Annotated in this window: 9 protein-coding genes; 1 reads left to right on the forward strand and 8 read right to left on the reverse strand. The window is 68.4% G+C overall.

Features of this window, described 5'->3' with window-relative positions:
• The 8 genes from FOJ82_RS04680 to FOJ82_RS04715 form a co-directional block, all read right to left on the reverse strand.
• A partial coding sequence (locus tag FOJ82_RS04680) for a collagen-binding domain-containing protein (protein WP_185975619.1) occupies window positions 1–1,069 on the reverse strand: 1,069 nt, incomplete at its 3' end.
• A 243-nt stretch (window positions 1,070–1,312) separates the two neighbouring features.
• Complete coding sequence (locus tag FOJ82_RS04685; protein WP_185975620.1) at window positions 1,313–2,713, reverse strand: PT domain-containing protein; 1,401 nt, start codon at window positions 2,711–2,713, stop codon at window positions 1,313–1,315.
• Between the two features lie 447 nt (window positions 2,714–3,160).
• A complete protein-coding gene (locus tag FOJ82_RS04690) occupies window positions 3,161–4,285 on the reverse strand; it encodes an SDR family NAD(P)-dependent oxidoreductase (protein WP_143937246.1) in 1,125 nt (374 codons plus the stop codon).
• The gene (locus FOJ82_RS04695; protein WP_143937247.1) at window positions 4,282–5,640 is read right to left on the reverse strand and encodes a PHP domain-containing protein; all 1,359 of its coding nucleotides are present in this window, start codon (window positions 5,638–5,640) and stop codon (window positions 4,282–4,284) included. Before FOJ82_RS04695 ends, FOJ82_RS04690 begins: the two co-directional genes overlap by 4 nt.
• Window positions 5,641–5,761: 121 nt before the next feature.
• Window positions 5,762–8,221, reverse strand: coding sequence for an alpha-ketoacid dehydrogenase subunit alpha/beta (locus FOJ82_RS04700; RefSeq protein WP_143937248.1), 2,460 nt, complete (start codon window positions 8,219–8,221; stop codon window positions 5,762–5,764).
• Window positions 8,222–8,250: 29 nt separating this feature from the next.
• Window positions 8,251–9,618 (reverse strand): dihydrolipoyl dehydrogenase, encoded by a 1,368-nt coding sequence (lpdA, locus tag FOJ82_RS04705; protein ID WP_143937249.1) that lies wholly within the window; start codon window positions 9,616–9,618, stop codon window positions 8,251–8,253.
• 20 nt (window positions 9,619–9,638) lie between these two features.
• Window positions 9,639–11,069, reverse strand: a complete 1,431-nt coding sequence (locus FOJ82_RS04710) for a dihydrolipoamide acetyltransferase family protein (RefSeq protein WP_143937250.1) — start codon at window positions 11,067–11,069, stop codon at window positions 9,639–9,641.
• A 15-nt stretch (window positions 11,070–11,084) separates the two neighbouring features.
• Window positions 11,085–11,837 (reverse strand): DeoR/GlpR family DNA-binding transcription regulator, encoded by a 753-nt coding sequence (locus tag FOJ82_RS04715; protein WP_246099742.1) that lies wholly within the window; start codon window positions 11,835–11,837, stop codon window positions 11,085–11,087.
• Window positions 11,838–12,058: 221 nt separating this feature from the next.
• Here FOJ82_RS04715 and FOJ82_RS04720 point away from each other — a divergent pair, with 221 nt between their 5' ends.
• Complete coding sequence (locus FOJ82_RS04720) at window positions 12,059–12,727, forward strand: TetR/AcrR family transcriptional regulator (protein WP_143937251.1); 669 nt, start codon at window positions 12,059–12,061, stop codon at window positions 12,725–12,727.
• Window position 12,728: the final 1 nt, after the last annotated feature.

Raw genomic sequence — 12,728 nt, forward strand, 5'->3', positions numbered from 1 at the left:
TCGGCTCAGGCGTCTCATCGGTCTCACCGCAGGGCAGCAGTCCGGCGAAGGTGTGGTGGTGGAGTTCGCCGCCGCTGCCGGCCGTCGTGGTGAAGTCCTGGGAGACCCACTGGCCGTTGGTGGACCGGGAGCCGGTGAAGTGCAGGTTGGCGTTGGGCGCCCAGACGGCCCCCATCTCGTGATCGCCGAAGCGCACGGTGCCGGTGACGTCGGAGAGGTCCAGGATGATGTGGCGGGCGTAGGCCTGCTGGGCACCGGAGGCGCTCCAGCCCTCGAAGTTGAGGACACCGATCTCCGTGGTGCCGGCCGGGAACTTGATGACCAGCGGGGCATCCGCCGTCGGGAAGTAGCCCTCGGGCTTGACGACGTTCGCGCCCTCGATGTCGTCGTAGTTGATCACGTTCGGCCTGTCCGAGGCCCAGCCACCGAGCGTCAGCGGGTCACCGGACAGGGTCGGGAAGTTCACCTGGTCGTTCCCGGGCACGTAGCCCGCGAGGCACTGACTCGCCGCCGCAATCCGCTGGTCCATGTCCGGGAAGTAGGCCCCGACGGAAGCCCGGTCGGTCTTCAGGGCAGCGATCGCGTCGTCGGAGTAGGACACCTTGGTCAGGTCCAGGACACCGGAGTCGTCGTTGGTGACGCGCAGGAAGTTGGAGCCTCGCGCGCTGCCACGCAGGTTGTCGGTGACGACGAACTTGGCGGAGGCGAGGTCCTCGGGCGATCCCGGGACGGCGCCGCTGTTGGTCTGCTCGATGGCGGGTTCACCGGCGGGGACGCCCGCGAACTCGTTCGCCAGGATCCGGACGGGGACGCCGTCGATGCGTGGTACCTCGTAGTCGGCCATGCCCCCCACGTGGTGGAGCACCGGGTAGTTCTGCTTGCTGGAGTTGATTGCGCCGGTGGCTGCCACCGAACCCTCGAGCTCACCGTTGCCGAGCGTCACGTCGCCCTGGGCGAGGATCGAGAACCCGCCGTTGACGTCGAACGGGTTGAAGTACTCCGTCGCCGCCCTGGCCATGGAGGTCGCCCCCACCAGGAAGGTACCCAGCGTCAGGGCCCCCGCGAGCACTGGCACGAGCGTGCGAATGCTCCTTCGGCCAGCAACGCGTTGCGCATCTGGTTGTCTGCTGTTCATTGTCCGAGTTCCCCCTCGCCCGGACGCCACAGCGTCCGATCCAGTTATTAAGTTGAGCAGTCGGGGGCAGGCTACTAGGAGAGCGCTCCCCGGGCAAATCCGCACGCGCGCAGAACCCGCCCCGAGCGGCTTGCCTCGGGGCGGGTTCTTCGTCGTGGCTGGATCAGACCGGTCGGCTCACTTGAACCGCACCATGTTGTTGAACACCCACTTGTGGACGGTCCGGTAGCTCGTGGCACCGTTTGCGTCCTTGACAACCTCGACGAGGTTCGCCCACACGTAGCTGCGGCAGCCGTTGCGACCGGTCACGGAGCTGTCGCAGTCGGTGTACCACTTCCGACCGTCCGTGGCCGTCCAGGCCGTCTTGTACCCCAGCGGGTTGTCGGACCACTGCGCTCGGGTCATCATCGGCAGGTAGGTCAGGTTGTTGAACACCCAACCGGTCACCTGCTCGTAGCCCGCGCCGTCGCGCAGCACCGTCGTCGCCCAGATGTCGGTCTGGCACCGGAAGGTCTGCGAGTAAGCCTCGCACTTGGTGAACCAGTCCCTGCCGCCCACGTGGTGCTTGCCCGGTGTCGTGTACAGGTCCGTGCCCGGGGGCAGCGTCGGCTTGCCGGGGGCAGCGCTGGGCGACTTCGACGGCTGCTGCGTGGCCGGCGGGTCTGACGGCTCCCCCGACGGATCGTCGGTCGGTCCCCCGGTGGGCTCCTCGGTGGGCTCGCCGGTGGGCTCCGCCGTCGGCTCCGGGCCGGGGACGTAGGGAGCGAATCCCATGGCGAAGATGTGCAGCCCTCCCGCGTTCGGCAGCGTCACGGCGGAGACCGTCTTGCGGGGATCGATGTTGATCGTGCTGACATAGATCCCGTACTCGAACTCCGTGTTGGCCAGACCGGCCGGCGTGTTGCGACCGTTCATCTTGTACGCCACGGTCTCCCCGAACGCGGGAGTGGCGGAGAACCAGTTGCCGAAGCCGAGGTTCCCCGTCGAGGCCGACCCGTCGGAGTAGTGGATGACGAACTGCCCCGACACCCCCGAGCCGAGGCCGCTGCCGAGGACCGCAAGTCCCCCGCCACTGCCCTCGAGCTCCACGCTCTGGCCCGCGGCGACGACGTTGTCCGGCTCCCCGGGAGCGACGTCCGGCCAGGTGAAGGTGGCGCCAAGGTGTTCGACGGTGGCCCCGGGTGTGGCCCCGAGTTCGGCGAGCAGTTCACGGGAGAAGGAGTTCCCGTCGCCGTCGTAGTCGCCGGCGGCGACCGTCTCCAGCGTCGTGGTGCCCACGTTGTTGCGCAGCTCCGCCATGGTGCCGGTCTCCCCAAGCTCGAGCTGCTGGAGCCGGATCGTGTCGACGGACTCGCGTGCGCCGGCGCTGGTGAGGTACGTCGCCGAGGCGGTGAACTTCCGCAGGGTGGTGGGCGACGGGTTGTTCGGGACGTGGATCTCGGTAACCACCTCGACGGAAGCCCCGTCGGCCAGCTCCTCGATGGTGTGGGTGGCCGGGTAGAGGGTCCAGTTGATTGGGCCGCCCACCTCGACGGTCACGTCGGTCACGGCAGCGCCGCCGACGTTGGTGACGGTCACCGTGATGTCGGAGATGGCGGGCTGCCCGCCAAGAACCCTCGGCGGGATGGACTTGGGAGTCCCGTCATTGTCTGTTTCTCCTCTTTATTGGTCATTGGGCCCCCAGCGCAGTGGTCACGAGTCCTTGTGACCGGGCCAGGACACCGTCGTCCGAACGTGGTCCAGCAAACAGGTTTGAGGTGTCACACGGCGACCAACACCCGAAGCTGAGCACAGCTTCTGCACGAGTTCCAAACCGACGCGGGGGGCCCCGTCCACGTCCCGGTCCGCCCCAGCGGGTTGTCGGCCCACTGCTCGCGTGTCATGAGCGGCGGCACGGCGTCGGCGCCGGTCCGCGAGGAGGCCGTTGTGACCACAGTTCGCGAAACGCCGCGATCCCGGCTCTGGAGGGCCTGGATCGCGGCGTGTCACGACCTGTGGTCACCGGCCCCACCGGGCCGGCAGCGGTCAGCTGCTGAGCATGACCTGCCCACCGGTCACCGGCAGCGCCTGACCGGTCTCGTAGTCCTGTTCGACGATGTAGAACAGCGCCCGCATCACGTCGGCGCCGTGGGTGCCGCGCCCCATCGGGACCTTCGACTCGTAGAAGCGGCGAACGTCGTCGACGTCCTTCGCACCGGGGACCTTGCCGGAGCGCAGGTACTGCACGAACAACCCGTTGTCGGGGTCGGACCACAGCGGCCCGTCGAGGAAGTTCCCCGGGCAGATGGCGTTGACCTTCACGCGGTGGTCGACCAGTTCGAGGGCGAAACTCTGCACCAGCCCGATGCCGCCGAACTTGGAACCGGCATAGGCGGCGTTGCGGTTCGAGCCCACGAGCCCGGACTTGGAGTTGATCTGCACGATGTCGGTGGTCCAGTCCGGGGCCGCGACGTGCTGCTGGCGCAGGATCTGCCCCAGGTGTTTCGTGACCAGGAAGAACGCGACGTAGTTGACTTCGGTGGACAGCTGGAAGGCGGAGAGCTCCTGGCTCAGGACCGAGCCGGCCCGCGCGATGCCGGCGTTGGAGACCACCAGGTCGATCCCGCCGGTGGTGGCGACGACCTGCTCGGCCATGGCCCGCACCGAGTCCTCGTCTGCCACGTTGACCTTGATCGGCGTGGCGCGCTCCCCCAGCTCCTCGGTCAGGCGCGTGGCGCCGTCGATGTTGAGGTCCGCCACGAAGACCCACGCACCGGAGGCGTGCAGGGAGCGCACGATCTCCTCGCCGAAGCCCTGTGCACCGCCGGTGACCAGCGCCACCCGCCCGGCGACGACGCCAGCGCGCGACGACGCGTGCCCGGCCTCGGGCTGCCGCGACGAGGGCACCGTCGCGGCACCGCCCAGCTTGGACGCCTCCACCACGGCTGCTGCTCCCCCGGCGGTCACCTTGATGGTGGCCGGGAGGCTGAGGTCGGTGGGCAATGCGGCGGCCACTGCGGCGGCGACCTCGGCCACGTCGGCACCGTCGGCGGAGATGGTCACCGTCGGCTCGGCCTGCGATGGCTGGAGCACGACGGGGGTGTTGTCGCGGGCGATCAGGGCGCCGCGCAGGAGGGGGAGCAGTTCGAACTGCGTCAGTTCAACGGTCATGACGAGAAGCCTCCGATGCGAAGTGACTGTGCGACGTCGGCGGGCTCGGCACCGGCGACGAGTTCCGGCCCGGCCTTGCCGTAGCGCTCGATCCGTTCGTTGAGCGGCAGTTCGGCCAGGGGGTTGTGCGGATGCAGCAGCCCGAGCGTGACGTCGGCGTTGCTGAGCATCTCGTGGGCCACCATCGCCCAGGTCGAGGTGTTCAGGTGGGCGAAGCGGGGCTCGGACAGCTCAGGGCAGGCGAAGACCTGGCGCGGCTGGTTGATGTCGACTCCGGAGACCTCGATCAGGCCGTTCTCAGATGCGAGCCGGGACACCCTCTCGAGCTGCTCCGGGGTGTTGCGGGGCGGCATGAACGTGATGGCCGGGAAGCCGATCTCGCGCAGGGTCACCACCAGCTCGTCGAGGTAGGCGTCCTCGAACTTCTCGGCCTTCTTGTCGCCGGTCGGGGACGCCGAGACGTCACCGAGGTAGGCGTAGCACGGGATGGCCCCGATCGAGAGGGCGAACTCCACGACGGTCCGAGCATCGGGGAGTTCGCCCCCCTCGTCCCAATGCCTCGGCTGTTCGTAGAACTCGCCGAGGTACTCGGCCTTGAGGAGGCCGAGCAGGTCATAGGGGAGGAACCGGTTCTGCTCGTCGCCCAGCACGGTGGCGAGCTTCTCCGGGACGGTGACGCCCATGCCGGCGAGTCCGTCGAGCAGCGACTGTCCACGGCCGAAGCCGGAGATCAGCGCCTCGGACATGGCGAACAGCAGGTGGCGCTCGGTGACGGTGCCGCCGGTGGCGTACTGGGAGATGCCGATGACGTCGCGCTCGAAGTCGAAAGTCGGCGCACCGAGCCCGGCCAGGATCTCGTTGGCGGCGGCCGCCATCCGACGGGTTCGCTCCAGCCGGCGTTCCCGGATCGGGCGCAGGAACTCCTCTGCGGTGGCCCTGGCCGTCACCGGGATGCCCTGGACCGTCATGTAGACGACGCCCTCGGAGTCCGGGTTGTTGAGCTTGCGGTCGGCGAAGATCGCGGTTCCGGCGGCCACCTCCTGCGGGGTGTGCAGCGTGACGCGGATCTCGAAGCCGGTGACGACGCCCATGCCCAGGATCGTCCCGGCGTCGCGCATCTCGGCGGCGGCACCGATGGAGTCGTGGTCCACCGACCCGACGACCTGCAGCCCAGCCTCACGGCCCTTGAGGCAGGCCATCGACGGGGTGTACGGGCTGAAGCTGTAGATGGTGTGGATGTGGTTGTTGGACTCGAGCGTGAACTCGGGCACCTCGTGCCCCGCGTCCACCAGTTCCCTCAGTGCGGCGACGCGAGCATCGGGAGCTGTCGCTGGATCGTTGATGATTTCGGACATCGGTTCCTCCTCAGGTGCTCGGCCGGCGAGTGGCCGCGAGGAACGAGCTGCGTGCCGAGACCATGATCTCGACACGCGATGCTCGTTCCCCACGGCGCCACTCGGTCACCGAGGTGCGGGATCAGACGGCGTTGCGGGTCCGGCGGGCCAGTTCGGCGCCGGTCTGGTTCGTCGTCGGGGTGTGGCCCTCGAGCGGCAGGATCCGCTCGTGGATGGCGTCGATCAGCCAGCTCGGCTGGGGGAAGAACTCCTCCTCCAGCTCGGCCGCCGGGGTGATCGCGTTGCGGGATCCGACGACGGTGACCGGCGCGTCGAGGTGGTCGAACGCCAGCGTCTGCACCTGGGAGGCGACGGTGTGCATGAACGAGCCACGCTCCACGGCGTCGGAGGTGAGCAGCAGGCGGCCGGTCTTCTTCACGGACTCGACGATCGGGTCGAGGTTCAGCGGGGCGACGAAGCGCAGGTCGATCACCTCGGTGGAGATGCCGTACTGCTCCTGCAGGGTCTCGGCGGCCTCCATCACGCGGTAGAGGGTCGGGCCGAGCACCGCGATGGTGACGTCGGTGCCCTCGCGGCGGACGACGGGCTCGCCCTCCGGGACCTCGTAGTAGCCCTCGGGAACGCCGTCGGCCTCGAACTCCTCGGCCTTGTCGTAGAGGAGCTGCGACTCGAAGAACACCACCGGGTCGGTGCCGCGCAGGGCGAGGTTCATCATGCCCTTGGCGTCGTACGGGGTGGACGGGTAGTAGACCTTCAGGCCGGGCATGTGGGCGCACAGGGCGGCCCAGTCCTGCGAGTGCTGGGCGCCGTACTTGTTGCCCACCGACACGCGCATGACCAGCGGCATCTCGAGGAGGCCGGCGGACATGGCCTGCCACTTGGCGGCCTGGTTGAAGATCTCGTCGCCGGCGCGGCCGAGGAAGTCGCAGTACATCAGCTCGACCAGTGCGCGGCCGCCGGAGAGGGCGTATCCGACACCGGCGCCGATGATGGCTGCCTCGGAGATGGGCGAGTTGAACAGGCGGTGGTGCGGCAGCAGCTCGGTGAGTCCGCGGTAGACGGCGAAGGCGCCACCCCAGTCTCGGTTCTCCTCGCCCCAGGCGGCCAGCGTCGGGTCGGTCACGAAGCGGTGCGCGATGGCCTCGAACAGCGCGTCGCGGTAGGAGTAGGCCTTCGCCTTGGACACTGGCTTGCCGTCGGCGTCGCGGGCGGTGCGGACCTTGTTCTTCAGCGACTTGACGCGTGCGTTCTCCTCGAGGGGCTGCAGCAGCTCGGGCTGGCGGTCGGAGAGCTTCTCCTTGTTGCCGTTGCTGTGCATCACGGTCTCGATGAAGTCCATGTGGACCCGCGGGGAGACCTCCTCGTCCTTGGTGGCCAGCGCGATCACCTTGGTGATGCGCTCGTCGATCCGACCCTGGATGTCGTCGACCTCGGACTGGCCGAGGACGCCGTTGTCGATGAGGTAGGTGGCGTAGTTCTTGAGGCCGTCGTGGGCCTCCCAGAGCTCGACCTCCTCCTTGGAGCGGTAGCTGGAGGCGTCCGACGGGGAGTGGCCGGAGAAGCGGTAGGTGATGGTGTCGGTCAGGACCGGGCCGCGGCCCGCCTCGAGCAGCTGGCGCTTGCGGGCGACGGCGTCGGCCACGGCCAGCGGGTTGAGGCCGTCGACGCGCTCGGCGTGCATCGCCTCGGGGTTCACACCGGCGCCGACGCGGGCGAGGATGTCGTAGCCCATGGTCTCGCCGGCGGTCTGGCCACCCATGCCGTAGAAGTTGTTGAAGAAGTTGAACCAGATCGGCGGGTTGCCCTCCACGCCGTCCTTCCACAGGGTGCGGAACTGGTCCATCGAGGAGAAGCCCATGGCCTCCCACACCGGTCCGCAGCCCATCGACGCGTCGCCGATGTTGGCGATCACGATGCCCTGCTCGCCGTTGATGCGCTTGAACAGCGCCGAGCCGAGTGCGATGTCGGCGGAGCCGCCGACGATGGCGTTGTTGGGCATGGAGCCGAACGGGGAGAAGAAGGCGTGCATGGAGCCGCCGAGGCCGCGGTTGAAGCCGGCCTTGCGGGCGAACGTCTCAGCGACGGTGCCGTAGAAGATGAAGTTCTCGGCCAGGTCCTCGAGGCTGTCGTTGCCGATCTGCTCGGCGAAGCCGAGGGTCTCGCCGTCGAGGAACTCCTTCATGATGGTCTCGAGCTCGGCCGGGTCCAGCTTGCGGGCGGCTGAGAAGCACTTGGCGAGGATCTCGCCGTGGCTGCGGTGGGATCCGAACACGAAGTCGGACGGGTCGAGCTGCGACGCCTGGCCGACGACGGCGGACTCCTGGCCGATGGACAGGTGCGCCGGGCCGCGGTGGTTGTACTCGACGCCGTTCCAGGAGCCGGTGGTCTTGATGGAGTTCAGCATGGTCTCGAACTGCCGCACGGCGATCATGTCGTGCAGGATGTCGATCAGGCCCTGCTTGCCGTGCTGGGCCAGTTCCTTCTCGAAGTTCGCCTCGTAGGCGTTGACCGGGATCCGCGGCGCTTCGATGTAGCTCTTGGCGCGGACGTTCGTCGGGTCGACGATGAGTGACTTGGGCATGTTTGTTTGATTCTCCTGTTTCTGCTCGCTCAGGCGTCGATGGCCCAGGCGGCCTCTCGGATGAGTTCACTGACTGTGGGGTGCGGGAAGACGATCTGGCGCAGGTCGAAGATGTCGAGTTCGGTCTCCAGGACCACGGATGCGCCCCAGATCATCTCTGCCGCGTAGGCGCCGAGGACGGTGAGGCCGAGCACCTGGCGGCTCCGGGCGTCGATGACGATCTTCGCCGCGCCCGGGGCACGGAAGCCGTTCTCCGCGACGAACCGGCCGGACATGTAGCCGGGGACGGTGTGGGTGATGACCTCGCGCCCCTCGGCGCGGGCCGCGTCCTCACTCAGGCCGATGCCGGCCACCTCGGGAATGGAGTAGACCGCCCACGGGACGGTGTTCCAGCGCATCACCTCGCCGCGCCGATGGGCTTCGCCGTCGATGATGTTGGCGGCCGCGATCTCGCCCATCCGGTAGGCGGCGTGCGCGAGCAGGCTGCGGCCGGTGACGTCCCCGACGGCCCAGACGTTGGGGAGGTTGGTGCGCATCCGGTCGTCAACGACGATCCCAGCTCGAGAGTGCTCGAGGCCGGACTCCTGCGCTCCCCAGCCCTGGACGGCCGGGCGGCGCCCGACGGCCATGAGCACGACGTCGGAGTCCACGGAGGTCTCGGTGCCGTCGGCGGTGGTGTAGTTGACGGTGCCGCCGTCGAGGCTGGTGACCTTGCAGCCCAGCTTGAAGTCGATTCCCTTGAGGGCGCCGCGCAGCTGCCCGGCGATCTGGGAGTCCATGAAGGGCGCGATCTCCGGCAGCATCTCCACGACGGTGACCCGGCTGCCCAGCGTTGCGAACAGGCTCGCGAACTCCAGGCCGATGACGCCGCCACCGATGACGGTCAGTCGCTCCGGGATGGACTCGACCGCAAGCATGCCCGTGGAGTCCACGAGCGCGGGGTTGTCCTCGGTGCCGGGGATGGGCGGCATGACGGGGACTGAGCCGGTGGCGAGGATGACGTGGTCGCCGGAGTAGGTCTTGTCCCCCACGCTCACACTCCCGGGGCCGTTGAAGATGCCGCGGCCGTCGACCACCGTCACACCGGCCTTCTTCTCGGTGGCGCCCACGCCGGCCACCAACTTGGAGACCACCTCGGCCTTCCACTCCTGCATCTTGGTCCAGTCGACGGTGACGTCGCCGGCGACCACGCCGAAGGGGGCCCCGTGCACGGCGTGCTCGTAGGTCTTGGCGGCGTTGAGGAGCGTCTTGGTGGGGATGCAGCCGACGTTGAGGCAGGTGCCGCCGAGGGCGACCTCCTCGATCAGCAGTACCTTCTTGCCGGCGTGGCCGAGCCGCTCGGCGGCAATGTAGCCGCCGGGCCCGCCGCCGAGGATGATGACGTCGAAATCAGTCATTGGTTGGGTTCTTTTCCTTGTCAGCTCAGGATTGCGAGGTCGATGTTCTCGATGAAGGCGACGAGGTCCTTGAGGAACCGGGCGGCGTCCGCGCCGTCGACCACGCGGTGGTCAGCGGTCAGCGACAGTCCGATCCGCTGCTCGGCCACGGCCTTGCCCTTCTCGTTCAGCGTGACGCGCGGGACGATCGCCGAGACGCCGAGGATGGCGGTCTGAGGGGCGTTCAGGATGGGGGTGAAGCTCTCGATCCCGAAGGATCCCAGGTTGGAGACCGTGAAGGTGGCCCCGGCCAGCAGGTCGGGGTTGATCTTCCCCTCGACCGCCTCCGCTGCGAGCTGCTTGCTGATGGTCGAGAACTGGCCGAGGCTCAGCTGGGAAGCATTGCGCACCGTCGGGACCAGCAGCCCACGGGGGGTGTCACAGGCGAACCCCATGTGGACCCGCTCGAAGGTCTTCAGGACCCCGCCCTCGAGGTGGGCGTTGTGGCTCGGGTGCTTGGCTGCCGTCTTCACCGCGGCGTAGCCGACGAGGTCACCGATGGTGACGCCGTTCATGCCGATCGCCGGGTCCGAGTTCTTGAACTTCTTGCGCAGGTCCAGCAGGCCCTGCGCGTTGGCGGTGGTGTTGTAGGTGAGCTGGGCGCTGCCGGCCAGCGAGGCCATCATCCGCTCGGAGATGACCTTGCGGATGCCCTTCACCGGGGTCTCGGTGACGGCGCCCGGGAAGTCCCCGGAGGCGGTGGCGGCGGGCTGTGCGACGGAGGCTGCCGACGCTTCGGGGGCCGACTCGGTGGCAGCGGCGAGGTCTGCGGAGGAGACACGTCCGCCGAGGCCGGTCCCGACGGCGTCGGCCCGGCCTGCGCCGCCGTCGCGGGCCGCCGCGCGGGTGGCTTCGGGGCCGGCGGCCAGTGCTGCCTCGACGTCGCGCTCGATGACTCGGCCGCCGGGTCCGGTGCCGTCGGCGATCGCGTCGGTGTCGAGGGACTTCGATGCGGCCAGGTTGCGGGCACGGGGGCTGACGCCACGCTCGATGGAGGAGCCACCGGCGGGTGCTGCGGGGGTGGGCTCCGGCGCCTTGTCGAGGGTCTCGACGGGCTCGGCGCCACTGGCGGGGCGGGCGTCGGTCTCCTCATAGCCGGCCTCGCCGTCGGCGGCCTCGGTGGACTCACCAGCGCCAAACCCGGCCTCGCGCAGTGCGGGTTCCGGGTCCTCGCCGGGCTCGCCGACGACGACGAGGGGGTCCTTGACCGGGACGTCGTCGCCCTCTGCCCAGAGCAGCTTCAGCACGGTTCCGGCGGCGGTGGAGGGGACCTCCATCGAGGCCTTGTCCGTCTCCACCTCGCAAAGGACGGTGTTCTCGGCGACGGAATCGCCCTCGGACACCGCCCAGGACACGATCAGGCAGGACTCGACGCTGTTGCCGAGCTGCGGCATCACGACAATGGAAGCCATAAGTTTCAGTTCCTCCTAGACGACACGCAGTTGCGTGTGCTCTTGCAGTTCTTCGGCGGCCTCAGGGGGCAGGCCGGAATCGGTGATGATCCCGGTGATGCCGTCCAGCGGCAGGAAGCTCACGAATCCTGCCTGGCCGAACTTCGACGAGTCCGCCACGAGCCAGGTCTGCTCGGCGCGGTCGCGCATCACGGTGGCCACCTGGCCACCCTCGACGAATCGGGTTGTCAGACCGCGTTCCGGCGAGAACCCATCGGTCCCCAGGAATGCGATCCGGGTGTTGAAGTCCGCGATGGCCCGCTCGGCGAGCGGCCCGACCAGGGACTCGGTGTCACGGCGGAAGACCCCGCCGGTGAGGATGATGATCAACGCCGGGTTCAGCCGGGCGTTGTTGAACACGAGAGTGGAGTTGGTGACGATCTGGACGCCGCGGCGGCCGGCGAGGTGCCGCACGATGAGTGCGGTGGTGGTGCCGGCCTCGATCATGATCGTGTCGTCGTCACCGACGAGGCTCGCGGCGGCGGCAGCGATCCGCTCCTTGGCGTCGGTGTTGACTCCTTGGCGCTGCAGGATGTGCTTGATCGTGGTGGGCCTGGCACCCCCTCGGGTGCGTACCAGCATGCCCTGCTGTTCCAGGCCGCGCAGGTCCCCGCGGATGGTCACCTCGGACACGCCCAGCTCGGCGGCGAGCAGCGAGACGGTGAGTTCTCCGTCCGTGGCGAGGCGCGACATGATCGCTCCCTCACGCTCCGCACGCTCGACCGTCACCTGTGACCTGCTTTCGAATGTCGCTTTCGAATTGCTTTCGCAACCCTGACGATACACCGTCGGACCGAAAGCTGCGCAACCCCCTGACCGAAAAGATCCATACAGTAGTGTCTCGATGTTGATTGACCCCCCGTTGGTCGCGGCGTCCGACATCGACTCTCTAAATGTTGTACGTTCCGAGCGTATAGTTGAGGACTCTGGTCCTGGCAGGAGGTAACACCATGGCAGGAAGACCACCGGGCGACAGCGCCGACGGCCGGCTCAGACTTCTCGATGCGTGCTGGGCGCTGTTGCTGGAGAACGAGCCGGGCGAGCGCCTCACGATCGCGGCGGTGTGTGACCGCGCGAAGTGCACTCCACCGACGCTGTACCACCACTTCGGAGACCTCGCGAACCTGGAGCTGGCCGCCAGCGCACGGGCCTTCGGGCAGTGGGCCCAGGACATCAAGGCGGAGATCTCGAAGGTCAAGGACCCGAGGGAGCGACTGCACCGCCACGGGCGCGCCTACCTCGAGTGGGCCTACGAGCACCCCGATGCCTACATGGTGCTGTTCGCGCGGGCCGGCAAGCTCGGCCCGGACGGGCACGGCCCCAAGTTCCCCGACCTGTTGGAGACGCTGGCCGCCATCCACGACCGCGACCAGGACGACCCCGGCCTGTTCGCCATGGGATTCGCCTTCTGGTCCGCCGTGCACGGGCTGGCCTGCCTCGGGATCGCGTCGCCGCTGCCGGAGGAGACCCTCGTCTCGACCCTCGAGTACTTCGAGGCCTCGCTCATCGAGTTCGGTCCGCCGGAGGCACAGGACTGGGCATCCGACATGATCGCCAAGCAGAAGGCCGCCGCGGAGGCGGAGGAGCCGCGACAGCGTCGCAGCCGCCCCCGCTTCTGAC

This window comes from Tessaracoccus rhinocerotis (genome assembly GCF_007197885.1).
Classification (GTDB): domain Bacteria; phylum Actinomycetota; class Actinomycetes; order Propionibacteriales; family Propionibacteriaceae; genus Arachnia; species Arachnia rhinocerotis.